Source organism: Candidatus Phytoplasma zeae, from assembly GCF_001712875.1.
GTDB classification, from domain to species: Bacteria; Bacillota_I; Bacilli_A; order Acholeplasmatales; family Acholeplasmataceae; genus Phytoplasma; species Phytoplasma asteris.
In genome coordinates this window covers 269,037-288,443 of the sequence record NZ_CP015149.1, presented here as the reverse complement: position 1 = coordinate 288,443, position 19,407 = coordinate 269,037, and the positions used below count along the sequence as shown (strand labels likewise).

General features: G+C 28.9%; 15 protein-coding genes. 13 read left to right on the top strand and 2 right to left on the bottom strand.

Going from position 1 to position 19,407, the window contains the following annotated elements; translation table 11 throughout:
• The first annotated feature begins 287 nt into the window (after window positions 1-287).
• Window positions 288-974, top strand: coding sequence for a pyridoxal kinase (gene pdxY / locus MBSPM3_RS01430; protein WP_083985313.1), 687 nt, complete (start codon window positions 288-290; stop codon window positions 972-974).
• Window positions 964-1,227 (top strand): hypothetical protein, encoded by a 264-nt coding sequence (locus tag MBSPM3_RS01425; RefSeq protein ID WP_198143633.1) that lies wholly within the window; start codon window positions 964-966, stop codon window positions 1,225-1,227. Before pdxY ends, MBSPM3_RS01425 begins: the two co-directional genes overlap by 11 nt.
• Before the next feature lie 110 nt (window positions 1,228-1,337).
• On the opposite strand, the gene MBSPM3_RS01420 is transcribed toward MBSPM3_RS01425, so the two are convergent.
• Complete coding sequence (locus tag MBSPM3_RS01420; RefSeq protein WP_069028206.1) at window positions 1,338-1,943, bottom strand: nitroreductase family protein; 606 nt, start codon at window positions 1,941-1,943, stop codon at window positions 1,338-1,340.
• Between the two features lie 642 nt (window positions 1,944-2,585).
• On the opposite strand from MBSPM3_RS01420, the gene plsY reads away from it, so the two are divergent.
• The 11 genes from plsY (at window position 2,586) to MBSPM3_RS01365 (ending at window position 16,827) form a co-directional block, all read left to right on the top strand.
• Window positions 2,586-3,287, top strand: coding sequence for a glycerol-3-phosphate 1-O-acyltransferase PlsY (gene plsY, locus MBSPM3_RS01415; RefSeq protein ID WP_069028205.1), 702 nt, complete (start codon window positions 2,586-2,588; stop codon window positions 3,285-3,287).
• 96 nt (window positions 3,288-3,383) lie between these two features.
• Window positions 3,384-5,399, top strand: coding sequence for an NAD-dependent DNA ligase LigA (gene ligA / locus MBSPM3_RS01410; RefSeq protein ID WP_069028204.1), 2,016 nt, complete (start codon window positions 3,384-3,386; stop codon window positions 5,397-5,399).
• Between the two features lie 79 nt (window positions 5,400-5,478).
• On the top strand, window positions 5,479-6,513 hold the full coding sequence (gene whiA / locus MBSPM3_RS01405; protein ID WP_069028203.1) for a DNA-binding protein WhiA: 1,035 nt from the start codon (window positions 5,479-5,481) through the stop codon (window positions 6,511-6,513).
• A 2-nt stretch (window positions 6,514-6,515) separates the two neighbouring features.
• Window positions 6,516-6,899: a holo-ACP synthase gene (gene acpS / locus MBSPM3_RS01400; protein ID WP_069028202.1), complete on the top strand. Its 384-nt coding sequence runs from the start codon at window positions 6,516-6,518 to the stop codon at window positions 6,897-6,899.
• Between the two features lie 143 nt (window positions 6,900-7,042).
• Entirely contained in the window at window positions 7,043-8,386 is a 1,344-nt protein-coding gene (locus tag MBSPM3_RS01395) for an FAD-dependent oxidoreductase (RefSeq protein ID WP_069028201.1), read from the top strand.
• Window positions 8,387-8,575: 189 nt separating this feature from the next.
• On the top strand, window positions 8,576-9,184 hold the full coding sequence (locus tag MBSPM3_RS01390; RefSeq protein WP_069028200.1) for a superoxide dismutase: 609 nt from the start codon (window positions 8,576-8,578) through the stop codon (window positions 9,182-9,184).
• Between the two features lie 6 nt (window positions 9,185-9,190).
• Window positions 9,191-9,613 carry a transcription antitermination factor NusB gene (locus MBSPM3_RS01385; RefSeq protein WP_069028199.1) on the top strand — a complete coding sequence of 141 codons (423 nt, stop codon included), beginning with the start codon at window positions 9,191-9,193 and terminating at the stop codon, window positions 9,611-9,613.
• Between the two features lie 469 nt (window positions 9,614-10,082).
• Window positions 10,083-10,898 (top strand): hypothetical protein, encoded by an 816-nt coding sequence (locus MBSPM3_RS01380; protein WP_069028198.1) that lies wholly within the window; start codon window positions 10,083-10,085, stop codon window positions 10,896-10,898.
• A 531-nt stretch (window positions 10,899-11,429) separates the two neighbouring features.
• On the top strand, window positions 11,430-13,247 hold the full coding sequence (gene lepA / locus MBSPM3_RS01375; RefSeq protein ID WP_069028197.1) for a translation elongation factor 4: 1,818 nt from the start codon (window positions 11,430-11,432) through the stop codon (window positions 13,245-13,247).
• Between the two features lie 827 nt (window positions 13,248-14,074).
• A complete protein-coding gene (locus MBSPM3_RS01370) occupies window positions 14,075-15,454 on the top strand; it encodes a TldD/PmbA family protein (protein ID WP_069028196.1) in 1,380 nt (459 codons plus the stop codon).
• Window positions 15,451-16,827 carry a TldD/PmbA family protein gene (locus tag MBSPM3_RS01365; RefSeq protein WP_069028195.1) on the top strand — a complete coding sequence of 459 codons (1,377 nt, stop codon included), beginning with the start codon at window positions 15,451-15,453 and terminating at the stop codon, window positions 16,825-16,827. Before MBSPM3_RS01370 ends, MBSPM3_RS01365 begins: the two co-directional genes overlap by 4 nt.
• A gap of 155 nt (window positions 16,828-16,982) precedes the next feature.
• Here MBSPM3_RS01365 and lon read toward each other — a convergent pair whose 3' ends face one another.
• Complete coding sequence (gene lon, locus MBSPM3_RS01360) at window positions 16,983-19,358, bottom strand: endopeptidase La (RefSeq protein WP_069028194.1); 2,376 nt, start codon at window positions 19,356-19,358, stop codon at window positions 16,983-16,985.
• Between the last annotated feature and the right edge of the window lie 49 nt (window positions 19,359-19,407).

The following is a 19,407-nucleotide window of genomic DNA, read 5'->3' as shown; positions in this document are numbered from 1 at the left end:
AATTTAAGGGTGGTTTTATTTTCTGTTTTGGTTTTGGCGTTTTTTTTATTTTACTTATTTTTATTTTGCTTCTTTTTTATTTATTTTTCGTTTGTTTTCATTAACTTTATTATATCAAAATTACCATTCTTTTTTTTTGAAATGATTAAAAAAAATTGAAGTATTTTTGATAATAAACTGATTTTTTTCAAACTAAAATAATAATTCATAAATAAATTGCAAAATAAGTTTATTTTTGATTTAGAATAGAAGTATAGTTTTAGATTATAAAATAGTAAAATGAAAAAATCAAAACTAAAAGACTTGAAAAACAACCAAATACCAACCAAATAAAGGAGAGTTCCAAACCAAATATACCCACCAAACCCAAAAGTATTCTTTCTATCCAATCTCATGTAGTATATGGCTATGTTGGAAATAAAGCAGCAGTTTATCCTTTGCAAAATATGAATTTCGATGTTTGGCCTATCAATACAGTTCAATTTTCGAATCATACAGGTTATCAAAAGTGGCAAGGACAAATTTTTAACAAACAAAATATAGTTGATTTGGTAGAAGGTCTTTTTGCTCTTGGAGTAGAAAAACAGTGTCAAGCTATTTTAACAGGATATATGGGATCTTTAGATATTTGCGAATCTGTTTTGGAAATTTTTGCAAGATTTAAACGAACGAACCCTGATATTTTATATTTATGTGACCCTGTAATGGGCAATAACAGATGTTTTGTTAAGCCTGAAATAACTTCTTTTTTTAAAAATAATTCGCAAGCAGATATTATTACTCCTAATCAATTTGAAGCTGAATTTTTGTCTGGTATTAAAATAAATAATGTCTCGGATGCTATTAAAGTAGCAAAGCATTTCCATAATTTAGGAGTTAAAATTTTAATTATTACAGGTATTAATTTTCAAGATGAAAAATATTTTCAAGTGTTTGCATCAAATGCTACAAAAAAAATATTTGGTGCAGGATAACAACAAAGAAAAAAACATTGATATTGCGGGTACAGGAGATTTATTTGCTAGTCTTTTTCTGGGTTTTTATTTGAAATATGAAAGAAATATTAAAAATGCTTTGGATCATGCTGTTTTTTATCTTAATAAAGTTGTTCAAAATACTTTGTTATCACAACAAAAAGAATTGCAATGTTTATCTGTTTTATATAAACAAGTTAATTTAGCAAAATTGCCTCAAGTCATGGAAATTAACGATCAAATTATTGATTAAAAAATGCCTTTTTAATAAAAAAGACCAACTTTTTAAGTCAGTCATAATGTTATTTTTGGAAATATTTTATTTTTTTAGTATTTGAACGCAGTTATTTTTTACAACTTCAACTACATCCAAAAAGTAAAATCTTTGCAATCCATTCGAAAAGCTTTATTTTTGGGTTTTTCTTTTGATTTCCCAATAGCAACTAATAATACAGGCAAATATCGAACATCAATATTTAATCCTTCATTGATTTTTTTTGCGTTAAATCCTCCCATAGGGCAAACATCATAATCATATTTTTTAGCAGCTAACATCAATTGCAACGCTCCGATGCCACCTTCTAAAAATAACTCATTTTGAAGTTTTACTTGGGAAATTTGTTTGTAATAATCATCAATTTTTTTAATTACTTGTAATTTGGTTGCATCAGATATTTGTTTTTGTAAAACTTCTTGTTGATAAATTTTTTCAGCTAAGGCACTTTTTTGAGCATCGCAACACAACAAAATCATAGTAGAACAAGTTTCTAATTGAGTTTTGTTGCCATATAAAAAAGGAGCTATTTTTTGTTTGCTCTTTTCGCCTTTAAAAACAAAAAAACGCCATGGTTGCAAATTAAAAGCAGAGGGCGCTTGGAAAACTGTAGCCAAAATTGCTTCTAAAATATCATTTGGTATTTCATGATTGGCGCAAAATTGGCGCACACTTTTAATTTTTAAAAAATCCATAAAAAGCTCCTAAGATTTTGTTAATTTCAATTTGATTATTATATTTAGTTAAAATAATTTTAATATTGCATCGTTTTAAAATTTTTTTAAGTTAGTATTTGTAATTTTGGAAAGACAACAATTTAAACAGCAAAAAAATATTTTTTCAAAGTTTGCATTTGTGTTTCTTATTTTGTTTTTGTTTTCAAAAAACTTCTCTAATCCAATTTATCAAAATTATCAAACATATTATAACATTTTTTATTATCAAAATACTAACTGTTTCATTTATTTAGACAACTTAATATTTTAATATAACATTTAAGACCAAATTAACTGAAACGCTCCAATAATTTGCCCCCAGTAAAGAATGAATAATTTGAGTCTCAAACTGTTTATGCAGTTTGTTTTTTTGTTTATCTGACCATTTTATTTAATTTTGACAATCAAAAACCTCATTATATTAAAAGAAAAGTAAGGTTTGTGGTAAAATTATATAGTAAATTATTTATTTTATAAACGCATAATTATTAAATTTTTTATGAAACAAAAAAAACTAAATTAACAACAAACACAACTAATAATTACAACAATAATCACAACTTAACAATTCATTAAATAAATGATAAAGTTTTGAAACAATAAATGAAATGAAGGTGCAAAATGGAAAACTTATCGTTTTTATTCTTATTCTTGTTTTTTTATATTTTGGGGTCAATTCCTACAGGCTTAGTTATTGGCAAATTGGTGCAACAAAAAGATTTACGCAACACAGGTTCTGGAAATATTGGAGCAACTAATGCTTTGAGAATTTTGGGGAAAAAATGGGGAATATTAGTATTTTTTTTAGATTTTTGCAAAGGATTTGTGCCACTTACAATTTGTTTGCATTTATCAAAATTTTGGCTAACAGAACCATCCACAAAAACTTTTTTACAACCAAACCCCACAATAAAAATCTCCCTTTTGGCAATATCTCCTATTTTAGGACACATGTTTTCTTTATTCAATAAATTCAAAGGCGGCAAGGCAATTGCAACTTCGGTAGGTATTATCACTGCTTTTAATCCTTTGATTGGTATTTCTGGTATCATTTTTTTTGCTATTTTTTTAAGATTTTTTGGTTATGCTTCGTTAGCTTCAATTATTGCAAGCACTTTAGTTAATGTTTTTTTATGGCTAAATTATTTGTATTGTGGCAATTTTGGAACTTTGGGACCAATTAAAAACCAGATTTCAAAAACAGAATTATTTTACTTTTCGATCAATTTTGCTACCTTAATTATTATAGCTAAACATTATTCTAATATTTTGCGCCTTATTAATGGAACAGAAAATAAATTTAATTTCAAAAAAGAAAAATAAACAGCATCAACACAAAATATTTTAAAAAACAAACACCAAAACCAAAACCTAAAAAAATCAAACCTAAACTCAAAAATCCAAAAAAGGTGCAAAGCAATGCAAAATTTTGATCTAATTAAACAAAAAATTAAATCCTTGGTAAAACAACTCACCAAAGCCAATTACCAATACTATAATCTAAGCAATCCCGATCTAAGCGACCAACAATACGATGCTTTACTCAAAGAACTAATCAATTTAGAAACCCGCTATCCCCAGTTCAAACTTCCTTATAGCCCCACTTTAAAAATTGGTGGTTTTGTAGAAAAAAAATTTAGCACCATTAAGCACAAAACTCCAATGATGTCTTTGGGAAATGTTTTTAATCTTAAAGAACTCAAAGCTTTTTATGACCGTATTGTCAAAAAAATTCCTACTTTTTCTTTGTTAACTGAATTAAAAATTGACGGCGTAGCGATAAGTTTAAAATATCAAAAAGGCATTTTAGTGCAAGCTTTAACAAGAGGAAACGGTATTTGGGGAGAAGACATTACCAAAAATGCCCAGACCATTAAAACCATTCCTTTAAGATTAAAAGAAGATCTCGATTTAGAAGTTAGGGGAGAAATTTATTTATCCCATCCCGCTTTTGAAAAACTCAACGCCCAAAGAAAACAAGAAAACAAACCCCTTTTTTCCAATCCCAGAAATGCTGCTTCAGGAACTTTAAGACAACTTAATTCAGCAATTGTTGCTCAAAGAAATTTGTCTATTTTTGTCTATGGCATTTCAGATCCTTATTTGACTAAACCTACCCAAAAAGAGACTTTGGATTTTTTAACTTCTTTAGGATTTACCACAAATCCCCATTATTATTGCGTCTCTAATTTTGAAAATTTGCTTAGTGTAATTGAAAAATACAAAACCATTAAGGAACAACTTACCTACGATACTGATGGAATTGTCATTAAAATTAACGAGCTTGCCTTTCATTCTTTAATTGGTGCCACTGCCAAAGCTCCCAGATGGGCAACTGCTTACAAATTTGCAACTATTACAAGCCAAAGCATAGTAAAAAACATCATTTTTCAAGTGGGACGCACTGGTGTTATAACTCCAGTTTGCAAAATTATGCCTGTTATGGTAGATGGAAGTTTGGTCTCAAAAGTGGTTTTACATAATTATGACTACATTTGCAAAAAAGATATCAGAATAAAAGACCATGTCATAGTTCATAAAGCAGGCTCGGTTATTCCTGAAATTTTAGAAGTTATCAAAAGCAAAAGAACTGATTTGCAAAAACCCACTTTAATGATTGAAAAATGTCCTGCTTGTCAAACAATTTTAGAAAAACAACCAGGTGGAGTTGATTATTTTTGCCTCAACCCAAATTGTCGCGAGCAAAAAATCCAAAAACTCATTCATTTTGTATCCAAAAATGCTATGGATATCAACGTTTTAGGAGAACAGACCATCATTGCTTTTTTTGATAAAAACCTAATTGCCAAACCTTCTGACCTTTATTTATTAAAAAAACACAAGCATATTTTGCAAGAAATGCCAGGTTTTGGCGCTAAAAAAATTACTAACATTTTGGATTCTATCGAAGCAAGCAAGCAAAAAGGATTTGAAGATGTTTTATTTGCTTTGGGGATCAAACATATTGGCAAAAAAGTATCTCAAGTTTTGGCAAAACATTTTCAAACTATCGAAAACCTCCAACAAGCCACACCAGAATTAATTACTCAAATAAGAGAATTAGGAATAAAAATTGCCCAAAGCATCCAACAATACTTTTCCAATTCTTGTAATTTAGAAGAGGTTTTCAAACTCAAAACACTAGGAGTTTCTTTTCAAAGCACTAACCCCCAAAATCCAACTACCCAAACTATTTTTACCAACAAAAAAATTGTTTTAACAGGAACTCTCCAAAAAAATTCCCGTCTTCAAATCCAACAAATCTTAGAACAAATGGGAGCAATTATAACTAACAGTTTATCTTTACAAACCAATTATTTAATAGTTGGCATCAATGCTGGTTCTAAACTAACCAAAGCCCAAAAACTCCAAATTCCTATTATCGAAGAAAAAGAATTACAACAAATTATAGAAAATAGCCAAATTAAATTATAAAAAATCACCGTTATTTTACCTAAAAATCCTCACTGAACCCCAAACCCCAAAACAAATAAAAAAATCCAAGAAGGTGCCAATGTCTTTTAACATTAAAATTAAAGAAGAAATTGCTTGTCAAAAATTCTTACCCATAGAAAATTTTTTTGAATTGACAGCTTTATTACATTTTGGCTGTGAATTAGAAAAAAACCACCAAAAAACTTTATTGTGGTTCCAAACCAAAAGTATCAAAATTGCTAGGCGTTTCCTTATTTTAATCAAAACTTTTTATCCTAATACCAACTCTTTTTTGATGACTAGCAAAGAATATAATTTACCACATTTAAAAAGCATTCATGTAGGAATTGAAAAAGACATTCCCTTAATTTTAGAAAAACATCATTTTTTTGCTCAAACTCCAAGCGATTTTTTACCTTTGCTCAAAAGCCAAAAAGCCAAAAAAGCATTTTTAAGAGGTATTTTTTTATGCATAGGTTTTGTAAACGACCCAAAAAAAACTAATTATCATCTAGAATTTTTTCACAAAGACCGCCACAAAATTGAATTAATTAAAACTTTGATGCTTCATTTCAGCCTTAACGCCAAACAAATTAATCACAAAAAGGGTTTTTTAGTTTATTTGAAAGAATCTCAAATGATTATTGATTTTTTAAGGTTAATCGGCGCTTTGGAAATAGTTTTTCAATACGAAAAAACAATAATTCAAAAAGACTTAAACCACATTATTAAATCCTCTATTAATTTTGAAATTTCAAATGAAAAAAAAATTATTACTTCTGCCAATTTACAATTACAACAAATTAATTTGATTGAAAAACACTTTCAAACCCCAAATCTCAAGCCCCAAAACACGAACTTAAAAATGAAAAATCCCAAAAATGAAAAATCCCAAAAAAAACTTCCCAACCTTGAACCTAAATTATTGCAAATTATGTTATTAAGAAAAGAAAACCCTGATGCAAGTTTACAAGAATTAACTCAAAAATATTACCACAAACACAAGCAACAAATCACTAAATCAGGACTAAATTATTATTTTCAAAAAATCAAAAAACTAGCTTGTGAAATTGAAACTACCCAAATTTTGGCACCATCTAAGGAAAAAAAATAAATATGGAAAATATCGGCATAGATTTAGTTGAAATTAAAAAAATTAAAAAAATAGGCAAAGACATTTTAGCAGCAAGGATTTTATCCTCAGAAGAATACCAAATTTATCAAATCATTCAAAATCCCCAAAGCCAACTTACCTTTTTAGCAGGAAGGTGGGCTTCTAAAGAAGCTCTTTTTAAAGCTTTTCAAACGCCCCAAAAAATCGACCCTACTTGCCAAAACTATTGCAACTGGTCTATTCTTAACGACAAAAACGGCGCTCCTTATGTGAAAAACAACACATGCACCACTTTTTTCAACCCCATTTTAATTTCTATCACTCACACCGATAATTACGCCTTAGCCCTTGTTATTTTAAAAAAGTTGCCACAAAGCACGTCATAATCAAATTCGTTTTATTTTTTTGATTATTCTACAATTTTATTTATTTTGTCAAGTGTTTTTTAGGTATAATTAAAAGTGTATAGCAAAAATAAAATTAAATAAAAAAAACAAAGAAAAAATCCAAAGGAGTTAATAACAAAAATATGAAAGTTATCGTTGTTGGTTGTACTCATGCAGGAACTGCTGCAGTAAAAACAATTAAAAAAAACAATCCCCAAGCTGATGTTGTTGTATATGAAAGAAACGATAATATCTCTTTTCTTTCTTGTGGAATTGCCTTGTATGTTGGAGGAGTTATCAAAGACAGTCTAGGACTTTTTTATTCAAATCCTGATGAACTGGTAAGTATGGATGTTTGTACCAAACTTAAACATGAAGTATTAAAACTAGATTTTGACAAAAAAGAAGTTTTAGTTCAAAGTTTAGAAACTGGCAAACAGTTTAAAGACAACTACGATAAATTAGTAATTGCAACTGGTTCTTGGCCTGTTATTCCTCCTATTAAAGGAATTGATTGCAAAAATGTTTTAATGTCTAAAAACTTTGATCATGCCAAAGATATTATTAATTATAGCAAAAACGTTAATAAAATCACAGTAGTAGGCGCTGGCTATATCGGAATTGAGTTAGCTGAAGCATTTGCGGTACAAAAAAAAGAAGTAGTTTTAGTAGACCAAGAAGATAGAATTATGTCTAAATATTTAGACAAAGAATTTACAGATGTAGCTCAAAAAACCTTAACTGACCACAGAGTTACACTAGCATTAGGACAAAAAATAGCAGGATTCGAAACTAAGGACGGCTTAGTGACTCATGTAAAAACTGATAAAAACACCTTTGAGACCGAAATGGTAATTATGTGTATCAGTTTTAAACCCAACACTCAATTATTTGCTCATCATCTCGAAACATCCTTTAATGGTGCTTTAGTTGTTAACGAATATATGCAAACTTCAGACCCTGATGTTTATGCTTGTGGCGATTGTGTTAACGTTTATTACAACCCTACCCAAGAAGTAAAATACATGCCTTTAGCAACTAATGCTATTAGAATGGGGACACTTGTAGGACTTAACATTGAAAAACCTTGCGTAAAATATTTAGGAACTCAAGGAACAAGCGGCATTAAAATTATTGATTTGAGTATTTCTTCAACAGGACTTACTGAAAATGTAGCCAAAGCTTTAGGTAAAAACTATGGTACTGTTACAATCAAAGATGCTAATAGACCTGAATTTATGCCTGATTATGATGCTGTAATGTTAAAGCTTGTTTTTGACAAAGAAACTCGTAAAATTTTGGGAGGACAAATTGTTTCTCGCGTTGATTTAACTGAAAAAATGAATACTTTAAGTGTTTGTATGCAAAACCAAATGACAGTAGAACAACTTGCTTTTGTTGACTTTTTTTTCCAACCCCATTTCAACAAACCTTGGGGGTTACTCAATTTAGCAGGACTTAAAGCTTTAGAAGTTAAATCTCAATAACTATTTGCAAACTACCAAATGCGCGACAAAATAAATTAGATAAAAAAACACAAAAGACAAAAACAAAATAAAACATTGTTTGTTATAATTACAAACAGTGTTTTTTTATTCCATTTTATCACAATTAACCCCTCATTCCAACACTACCCCCCAAAAAATCTTTTCATTAACCATTAAAGGAGCAAACAAATGAACTTTACTCTACTTTCTCTTCCTTATCAATATGATGCTTTAGAACCTTTTTTTGATACTCAAACTATGCAATTACATCATCTCAAACACCATCAAACATACATTAATAACCTTAATGATGCTCTCAAAAAACACCCTCAACTAAATTTATCTTTGGAACAAATGCTAACTGATTTGTCGTTAGTACCACAAGATATTAGACAAATAGTTAGAAATAATGGTGGCGGACATTTTAATCATTCTTTTTTTTGGAACATTCTAAAAGTAAATAATGGCAATACTCCTCAAGGATTATTAAAAGAAATGATTGACTGCGAATTTGGTTCTATAGATTCTTTCAAAGACAAATTTGCTCATGCTGCTAAAACCATTTTTGGAAGCGGTTGGGCTTGGCTTGTATTAACTCCACAACAAAAACTTGCAATTACTTTTACTCCTAATCAAGATGTAGTTCTAAACCAAGGAACTCCTCTTTTGGGTCTAGATGTTTGGGAACATGCTTATTATTTAAGTTATCAAAATCGTAGAGTTGATTATATTGAAGCTTTTTTTAGTGTCTTAGACTGGGAAAAAGTACAAAATAACCTTACTCAAACATTAAAATAATTTACCATGAAACATCCTCAAAATAAAAAAGAATCACGGTTATTACGAATTGAAGTGATGAAATTATTATATCAATATGATTTTTACCAAAATAATTTGACTTTGTCACAAACAAATCCCAATCCCATTTTTACTTTTTTTCAAAAAATCATCACCAATCTTAAATTTATTGATGAAATCATCACAAAAAGTTTATATGATTATAAAATAAATCGCCTTAACAAAGTAGACAGAGCAATTATTCGCTTAGCTACTTATGAATTGTTAGAAACAAACATTTCTCATGCCATTATAATCGACGAGGCAATAGAAATTACCAAACAATTCTGCAATTTAAACGATGAAAAACAACATAAATTCAACAATAAATTATTAGATCAAATATATCAACAATTACAAATGTATAAAAAAAACTTATTACCTAATTGAATTGAAAAACTACCCAAATAATAAATAATTTTTTAAAGACTTTTCTAATTGAAAGGTCTTTTTTTATTTTATTTGATAGCATACCTTAAATAATTATGAAAAATTTACAATAATTCTATACCAAAAAAATAAAAACAACAATAATAAAATAATTAACATCTCAGCAAAAACAAAACACCAATTTTAGATCGTTTTAAAAAACTTTTAAAATAACAAGTTTAGTAAAAATTCTTTTTTCTTTAGAAAGTATAATGAATGGCTCATTTTTATAATAATTTTTTTGATTTGATAACAGTAGCAAAAAACAAACTTACCAAATTAAAAAAATATAGATATCCTCCTTAAATCTTTTTAATTACAGAAACATTCAAAAAACTTTAGCTTGAGCAGTTAAAAAAACTACAATAAAATAATTATTTAATATTCATTTAACCCTATTATTTTATTTTTTATTAAGGAAACAAATATTTTGAATATTAAATTATTTAATCAAAAATATAAATTAGTGTCTTTTTTATGTGTTATTTCATCAATAATATTAGTATTATTGTTATTAATATTAAGTTTACAAAAAAGACATTCAACCTTTATATCATCAGAAAAAATACAATTAACTAATAACCAAACCCAAAAACCCAATCAACAAAATTTCGTCAAAACTCCCAATTTGACAAAACCAAAAACACAAGAATTACACCAAGAAAAAGAAACACTACCTCTTTATATTCAAACAGTAAATGACAAAAACCATTATCATTTTATAGTGCCTGATAGTGAATTTATGCAAGATGGCACACTTAAAAATTCTGAAACCCATGTTTATATGGAAAATCTAAAACCTACTTTAATGCATAAAATTATCTACAAAATACAACCTCAATATGATGGTTGGGTAGCTTGTTTCCCTTCATTTAATGGACAAGATCTTGCAGGCGCTTTTTTATATAGCGTTATGACAGGAATCAAAACTCCTCCTTTAGATTTAGTAGGGATTTATTTTGAATCTCCTTTTGATAAGTTTGATATTAGTGATTGGAACAAATACACTTTAGATGATATTTTACAAATGAAAAATGAAAGCCAAAATATTTATTTTTTTTGGAGAAGCCTAAAAATGACTAACATTTACAAAAAATATCATTTATTTAAACCAGGTAAGGAAAAATACCATCCTACACTTAACAAACCTATAAGTCCTCAAAATGCCTTAATGCTTACCGAAGAATTTATAGATAAATTCATCCCCAATTCACCTTCAAAAAATTCCAAAGAAACTGAACAATAAATTATTTAGTTAGTTTCAATGCTTTTCAAAATATTTAAAACTTGCCATATTTTCTAATTAAAAACAAATTAAGATCAACTTTAAGTTGGTCTTTTTTGCTAATTATTTATTATAATTTTGCTTGCTATACTACTTATTTATTCTTATTTTATAATTTTTTTGTCAAAATAAAAATGTGATTTAATTGGATTTTAACATAATTTATAACTTTAATAACTTTAAAATTACAAAAAAAACTAATTTTGCACCTAGAAACTATTTTTTTGTTATAATAACTTTTGAATTAGATATTAAATAATTTAACTTTACAATGATTTATAATAGTTATTTTAAAAAACTTAAAAAAGAATAAAACAACCTTAACAAACTACCAAACCCAATAACCAAAAAAATAATAACTATAAAATATCATTTCACAATTAAAAACCAATAAAAATCATAAAAATTAATTCTACCAAGCACAAACCACATTAAAACCCACAAAAACAAACTAAAACCAACCAACCAAAATATAAAGGAAATAAACAAAAAATGAACATAGAACAATTAAAAGAAAGGCAAAAACGCATCCGTAATTTTTCCATTATCGCCCACATTGACCACGGTAAATCAACTTTGGCCGACCGTATTTTAGAATTTACAGGCACAATTGACAAAAGAATAATGAAAGAACAAATTTTGGATTCCATGGACTTAGAACGCGAGCGCGGAATTACTATTAAATTAAATGCTGTAGAAATTAACTACAAGTCCAAAGATGGCAAAAATTATATTATGCATTTGATTGACACACCGGGACACGTTGATTTTAGTTATGAAGTATCGCGTTCTTTGGCAGCTTGCGAAGGTGCTCTTTTAATTATTGATGCTACTCAAGGCATTCAAGCCCAAACTCTTGCCAACGTTTATTTAGCTGTTGATAACAATTTAACCCTTATTCCTGTTTTGAATAAAGTGGATTTGCCAAGCGCAGATGTTCCTAAAGTTAAGGAAGAAATTAAAGAAACTTTGGGACTTGACCCTGAACAATCCTTAATTGCAAGTGGAAAAACAGGGCTTGGAGTCATTGATATTTTGGAACAAATAGTAACTAGAATATCACCTCCTCAAGGAGACATTCAAAAGCCCTTGCAAGCCTTAATTTTTGATTCTTATTTTGATTCTTATAAAGGAGTTGTGCCTTCCATTAGAATCGTCAATGGAACAGTTAAAAAAGGCGATCAAATTCGTTTTATGGCAAGTAATAGTGTTTATGAAGTAGTTGAAGTAGGAGTTTGTAATCCCAAACAAATTGTAAAAGATTTTTTGGCACCAGGTGATGTAGGTTATCTTACTGCTGCTATTAAAAGTATTAATCATGTAAGAGTTGGAGACACCATTACTTCGCAAAACAATCAAGCTTTGCTACCTTTACCGGGATACAAACAAATGAATTCAGTAGTTTTTTGTGGACTTTATCCTGTAGAAACAAATAAATATGACATCCTTAAAGAAGCTTTAGAAAAACTAAAACTCAACGATTCTTCCTTAATTTTTGAACCTGAAAGTTCTAATGCTTTGGGACTTGGTTTTAGAACTGGGTTTTTGGGACTTTTGCATATGGAAATTATTCAAGAAAGAATTAGTCGCGAATTTGGAGTAGAAGTAATTGCTACTGCTCCTTCTGTTATTTATCATGTTTATTCTATCAAAGGAGAAAAACTTTTAGTTGATAATCCTTCCAAACTTCCATCCACTCAAATAATTGACCGCATTGAAGAACCCTTCATTAAAGCTACTATTATGTGTCCTGAAATCTATATTGGTAAAGTAATGGAGCTTTCCCAAAACAAAAGAGGAGCCCTTCAAAATATTGAATATATTGATAGTCAAAGAGTAATGATTAATTATTTGCTGCCTTTTTCAGAAATTATTTATAGTTATTTTGATAAGTTAAAATCATTAACCAAAGGCTATGCTTCTTTTGATTATGAAATAGATAAATATCGTGTTTCTAAATTACAAAAAATGGATATTTTATTAAATGGAGAAATTGTTGATGCTCTATCTTTAATTGTTCATCATGATTTTGCCTATGAAAGAGGAAAGGCTATTTGTGAGACTTTAAAAGAGTTTATTCCTAAACAAATGTTTGAAATTCCTATTCAAGCAGCTTTGGGTAAAAAAATTATTGCCAGACAAACTATCAAAGCTATGCGTAAAGATGTAACAGCTAAACTTTATGGAGGCGATGTTACTCGCAAAAAGAAATTATTAGAGAAACAAAAAAAGGGTAAAAAGAAAATGAAAACATTAGGAAAAGTGCAATTACCTCAAAAAGCCTTTCTTGCTATTCTTGCTACTAAATAATTATTTGTTTCAAAGATATAAAAGAATATTGAAAAAACTCCTTATAATATATAAGGAGTTTTTGTTTTATTTATTGTTGACATTTATATTTATTTTTGTTATTTTTTGGGGGTATTTGTATTATTTTTTGATTGATTATTTTTACCATTAGGAGCAATTTATGGTTTTGAATATATTTTACTTAAAATGAATTGGCTAAATGTTCTTCCTTTCATACTATCTACACCCATCAAAAAAAACGAGCAAAAAAACAAATGGAAGGGATAAAGTTCACATATCCAAAAAAATAATTTCACCATAATAAGAAAATTTTTCATTAAAGGGTGTAATGTGGTATTTTGTTTTAAAATACTATCTATATGAAATGAAATAAACCCCCGAAGATAAAAAAATTACCAAAAAGAAAAGGAAATTAAAAATATTTCTAATTTGAGTTTTCCAAAAATCTATTTGCTTTCTTCCTTGTTTATCTAATTCTGGTTTAAAAATAATAAATTTGATTCTAAACATTTACTTTTCTCTTTTCTTTTTATAATATTATAATGATTTTAAAAATAAATATTTATATTATATCAAGTTTTTAAGTTAATATTTTGATGATGAAATGCAATAAACGAATTAAAAATACTTATTTCAACGTTTTTTATGCTTTTATATGCTCCTCTTTAATTGTGTATTTTATTATAACATATTTTTGATAAAAACAAAAAAATTAACAAAACAATAATAAATTCACTTGGAAAACTTTTATATAATACGCTTAAAAAGCTTAAAAAAATGATAAAATAAAAGAGATTTACAAACAACATAAAGGAGAATATTATTTGATGTTAAATAAAGAAGATATTCAAAAAATTCTAAATTTATCTTTAGATAAGGGAGCTGATTTTGCAGAATTATTTTTTGAAAATGCTTATTCTCATACCCTTAAAGTAATTGGCAAAGATGTAGTTTCTGCTGATACTTCTAATACTTTTGGAGTAGGAATTCGCTTATTAAAAGGCTTTGATGAAGTTTATGGATATACCAATAAAACTGATTATCAAAATGTTTTATCCTTGCTTTTAAAATTAAAAAAATCTTTTCAAGGAAAAGCAAATAAAGTTATTGTCTTGCAAACCGAAAAACCCCTAAAAAATACTATCCAAAAACCTTATAACAGCATGACTCAAGAACAAAAAGCCCAAAAATTACTTAAATTATCGGCTATTATTCAAAATTATGATCCTCAAATTATTCAATCCATCACCTCTTTAAGCCAAAAAGAACAACATGTTTTAATTGCTAATACTTTAGGAGTTTATCAAAATGACACACGCAATTATATTAGATGTGGGCTTGTAGGAGTTGCACAAAGAGGACAAGAAATGCAAGAAGCCTTTGAAGGTCCTGGACGCGCAATGGGATTGGAATTCTTGGATGCAATTGATTTAGAAACAATTGCCAAAAAAGTAGCAAAACAAGCAGTTGCTTTATTAGATGCTAAATCTTTAAAACCTCAAACTATGCCAGTTGTAATTAATCATGGTTTTGGAGGCGTTATTTTCCATGAGGCTTGCGGGCACCCCCTTGAAGCTACTGCAGTTGCTAAAGGCCTTTCTCCTTTTTGTAATAAATTAAATCAAAAAGTTGCTTCTGAAGTTGTAACTGCTTATGATGATGGAACTATTAAAGAGTCTTGGGGCAGTCTTAATTTTGATGACGAGGGAAATCCCACCCAAAAAAATCTTTTAATTGAAAAAGGTATCCTTAAAGGTTATTTAATTGATTTTAGAAACGGACGCAAAATGAAGATGCAATCTACCGGTTCTTCACGTAGACAATCTTATAAATACTCTCCTACTTCGCGCATGAATTCCACCTACATCGAAAAAGGCACAGAAACGCCCGAACAAATTATTGCAGATACTCCTTACGGTCTTTATGCTAAAAGTCTAGGTGGTGGAACAGTTGTTCCTGCTACTGGAGAATTTAATTTTGTAGTTAATGAAGGCTATTTAATCGAAAATGGTAAATTAACAACCCATGTTAAAGGAGCGATGTTAATTGGTCATGGAGCAGATATTTTATTTAAAATTGACCGTGTTGCCAATGATTTAGTTTTAGGTCAAGGAATGTGTGGTTCTTGTTCTGGTTCTCTACCAGTTGATGTAGGACAACCCACTATTAGAGTAAAAGAAATGATTGTAGGAGGAAATCAAAAATGATAAACAACGTAACAAAAACCCCAAAACCCCAAAGCCAAACCACTCACACAAACCCCACTCCTAACAATTATCAAAAATGGTTAGAAAAAGGAATGCAACAAGGTTTTGAAGCATTAGAAATTGTAATTCATGAAAATCAAACTTTTAAACTATCTTTGGATAAAGGCAAAATAGATGCTTGTGTTTGGAGCGATGTTGCTTCTGCAGTTATAAGAGGTATTTTTTCCAATAAAAAAACTTCTATTGCTTTAGAACAATTAACTGACAGCGCTTTTGATAATGCTTTTGAAACCCTCAAAGAAAATTGCCAAACAATTACTTCTAAAGAACCTGCTATTATTTTTGAAGGATCTTCCAGTTATCCTGAATTATTGGAAAATAACTTTGATTTTGGACAAGTTCCATTAGAACAAAAACAAAATTTGTTGTTGCAGTTAGAAAAAACAATGTTGCAAAGTTCCCATTTGCAAGCTACTAATGGCATTATTTACCAAGAAGTTTGTCATAAAAAAACATTATTAAATTCCAAAGGGCTCAATTTATCGCACCAAAATAGCTTTGCTTATTTGTATGCTTCTGCGGTTTTTCAAAAAGAAGGCGAAATGGAAAGTTATGGCAAAAGTATTTTAGCTAAGGATTTTGTAACCTTCAATCCTGTTAAATTAGGTACTGAAATTGTTGAGATGGGCGAAAAAAAATTAGGAGCTAAATCTTTGGTATCTCAAAAATATCCAGTTGTTTTTTCTAATGAAATGTTTGCAGACCTTTTGGAAAGTTTCAGCGATATTTTTACTGGTACAAGTGCTTATCGCAACTTAACTAAATTAAAAGATAAAGTTAATTGTTTAATTGCTTCTGAAAAAGTTAGTATTATTGATGATCCTTTAAACGATGGGGCTTATTTTAAAGAAAAATTTGATGATGAAGGAGTAGCTTGCCAAACCAAACCCATTATTACTAAAGGATTTTTTCAAGGATTTATCCACAACTTAAAAACTGCTCGCATTTTTAAACAAGCTCCAACTGGAAACGGTTTTGATGGCAGTACTTCTATGATTAATTGTTATTTGGTGCCTGGCAAAAAAAGTTTTTCAAAAATGATTGAACCTATTCAAAATGGTATTTATATTACTGATTTAGTAGGGATGCATGCAGGAATTAAAACTGTTAGTGGAGATTTTAGCCTACAAGCTAGTGGTTTTAGAATTGAAAAAGGTAAAGTTACAACTCCTGTTAAAATGATTGTTGTTTCTGGTAATTTTTTTGATATTATTAAAAATGTAGACACCATTGCTAATGATTTTGAATTTCAAACTTCAGGATTTGGTAGTTCTAGCGTTTATGTAGGGGATTTAAATATTGGAGGAAAGTAAATTTTTCTTTGTAAATGATTTTTTGCCCCTTTATTCTTTTGTAATTTTTATCGAAAAAAATAAATATTAAAATAATAATTGAAGTTTTGAAAACTTTTTAATTATGTATAAAAACAAAAAACACCATCTTTAAGATGGTGTTTTTTATATCTTAATCAAACAAATACTTGCGAAAAAACATCAGAAATTTTTGATACAGGAATAATATTTAATTTAGTTCTTACTTCTTCAGGAATATCTTCAATATCTTTGATATTTTCTTGAGGAATAAAAATAGTGTCAAGACCGCTACGATTAGCAGCAATAGCTTTTTCTTTTAAGCCTCCGATAGCTAAAATATTGCCTCGTAAAGTAATTTCTCCTGTCATTCCCAAACCTTTTTTAACATATTTTTGGGTAATTGCAGAGACAAGGGAAGTAGCAATAGTAATTCCAGCTGAAGGACCATCTTTAGGAATTGCTGTTTCTGGAAGATGAATGTGAAAATCGTTTTCTGCAAAAATATTGGCATCAATTCCTAAATTTTGACAGTTAGCTTTGATGAAACTTAAAGCAGTATAAGCACTTTCTTTAAGGACTTCTCCTAATTTACCTGTAAGGACTAATTGTCCTTTACCTTTGTAATAAGTAACTTCTACTGGAAGCAAATCGCCTCCAAAATAAGTATAGGCAAGTCCGTTAGTGGAGCCTATTTTTTCTTTTTGTTCATCTAAAAGATGTAGGTATTTTTCTTTACCTAAGTATTTAGTAATGTTTTGAGGAGTAATAATTACTTGTTCTTTTTTGGTAATTAAACATTCTTTAACTGTTTTTCTAGCTAGTTCTGCAAGGATTCTATCTAACTCTCTTACTCCTGCTTCTTTGGTGTAATGTCTAATTAAATAAAGGATAGTATCATTGTTAATAACTAAATTTGTGTCAGTAATTCCGTGATTTTTGAGTTGTTTTTTTAAAAGAAATTTAGAAGCGATGTTAATTTTATCTTTTTCAGTGTAAGAACTTACTTCGATAATTTCCATACGGTCTTTTAAAGCTTCGGGAACATTGTCAAGGTAATTGGCAGTGGTGATAAATAATACTTGGGATAAATCAAATGGTTCGGATAAAAAATGATCCATAAAATTAATATTTTGTTGTGGGTCAAGGACTTCTAATAAAGCTGATGCAGGATCAAAGTTATAATTGGCTACTAGTTTGTCAATTTCGTCTAATAAAAAGACAGGATTAACTGTTTTGGCGTCTCTAATGCCTGCAAGAATGCGTCCAGGCATAGCTCCAATATAAGTTCTTCTGTGGCCTCTAATTTCTGATTCTTCTTTTAAACCGCCTAAGGATTGTCTGACAAATTGGCGTCCTAAAGCTTTGGCAATAGAAGAAGCAAGTGAGGTTTTCCCCACTCCTGGAGGACCTACAAGACATAAAATATTTTGAGGGTTTTTCTTAGTCATTATTTTGACTGCTGCATATTCTAAAATACGTTCTTTGACTTTTTCAAGTCCGTAATGTTGATTATTTAAGGATTTTTCAATGGCAACTAAATCGTTTTCATCTTCGCTGGTTTTGCCCCAAGGTAATTCCAGTAAAAAATCAAGATAATTTTTAATTACAAAAGATTCTGCTATTAAAGATGATGATGATTGGTAACGTGATAATTCTTGTAAAGCTTTTTTTTTGATTTCGGAAGGTAAAGGAGTTTTTTTGATTTTATTGCGCAATTCTGCAATTTCTTCTTCCTTTTTGGCTTTGTCCCCTAATTCTAGTTGAATCGCTTTCATTTTTTCTCTTAAATAAAATTCTTTTTGGTTTTCATCAATACTTTGTTTTACTTTTTCATTGATTTTTTGTTCTAAATCAAGTCCTATAAGTAAACTTTGGATGTCTTGAAGAATATAAAAAATTCTTTTATTAAGGTGAGCTTCTTTAAGGTATTTATATTTATCTAAATCATCGATTTTTAAATTAAAAATAATGATATCAGTGATATTTTCTGTTTCTGGTTCTGTTTTGATGATATCTAAAAAATTATTGGTGTTTTGAACAAGCAGTTGAAAAGGTTTGTCCATAATTTTTTCTATAACTAGCTTGATTAAGGCTTTTTCTTCTTCAACGTTTCCATAAATGGTGTTGACTTTTTCATATGAGGCTTTTAAAAAAGGTTCTTTTTGCAAAAATTTATCAATTTTTACTCTTTGTAAAATGCGAAATCTCACTTTAAAATCGCCGTGAGGGATTTTTACTTTAGTAATTATTTGTGCCAATACACCGTAACGTTGAAGGTTAGTTAGTTTGGGTTTGTTGGGTGATAAATCTTTTTGAGTTAAAAGAATAACAAAAGAATTTGCGTTAGTTTCTGACTCTTTTAAAGCTTTTAAATAAGAATTGTCTGATATTTCAATACGAAAATCAATATTTGGAATAGGCATTACTTCGCTGATAACTACAACTGGAAGTTGTTCAGGAATTTCTTGAAAAATATCTTCAAATGCATCCATAGAAAGATCGGATTTTAATTTTTTGCTTTTGGTTTTCATATATTTTCATCCTTTCGATATTTTTTTAACTTTTAAACTTTTTCATTTT

What these genes read in the sequence shown, in the direction of transcription:
- MBSPM3_RS01370 (WP_069028196.1), top strand. Translation starts at nt 14,075, where the DNA reads ATGTTAAATAAAGAAGATATTCAAAAAATTCTAAATTTATCTTTAGAT.
- lon (WP_069028194.1), bottom strand. Translation starts at nt 19,358, where the DNA reads ATGAAAACCAAAAGCAAAAAATTAAAATCCGATCTTTCTATGGATGCA.
- ligA (WP_069028204.1), top strand. Translation starts at nt 3,384, where the DNA reads ATGCAAAATTTTGATCTAATTAAACAAAAAATTAAATCCTTGGTAAAA.
- MBSPM3_RS01395 (WP_069028201.1), top strand. Translation starts at nt 7,043, where the DNA reads ATGAAAGTTATCGTTGTTGGTTGTACTCATGCAGGAACTGCTGCAGTA.
- whiA (WP_069028203.1), top strand. Translation starts at nt 5,479, where the DNA reads ATGTCTTTTAACATTAAAATTAAAGAAGAAATTGCTTGTCAAAAATTC.
- lepA (WP_069028197.1), top strand. Translation starts at nt 11,430, where the DNA reads ATGAACATAGAACAATTAAAAGAAAGGCAAAAACGCATCCGTAATTTT.
- acpS (WP_069028202.1), top strand. Translation starts at nt 6,516, where the DNA reads ATGGAAAATATCGGCATAGATTTAGTTGAAATTAAAAAAATTAAAAAA.
- MBSPM3_RS01365 (WP_069028195.1), top strand. Translation starts at nt 15,451, where the DNA reads ATGATAAACAACGTAACAAAAACCCCAAAACCCCAAAGCCAAACCACT.
- MBSPM3_RS01385 (WP_069028199.1), top strand. Translation starts at nt 9,191, where the DNA reads ATGAAACATCCTCAAAATAAAAAAGAATCACGGTTATTACGAATTGAA.
- MBSPM3_RS01420 (WP_069028206.1), bottom strand. Translation starts at nt 1,943, where the DNA reads ATGGATTTTTTAAAAATTAAAAGTGTGCGCCAATTTTGCGCCAATCAT.
- plsY (WP_069028205.1), top strand. Translation starts at nt 2,586, where the DNA reads ATGGAAAACTTATCGTTTTTATTCTTATTCTTGTTTTTTTATATTTTG.
- MBSPM3_RS01390 (WP_069028200.1), top strand. Translation starts at nt 8,576, where the DNA reads ATGAACTTTACTCTACTTTCTCTTCCTTATCAATATGATGCTTTAGAA.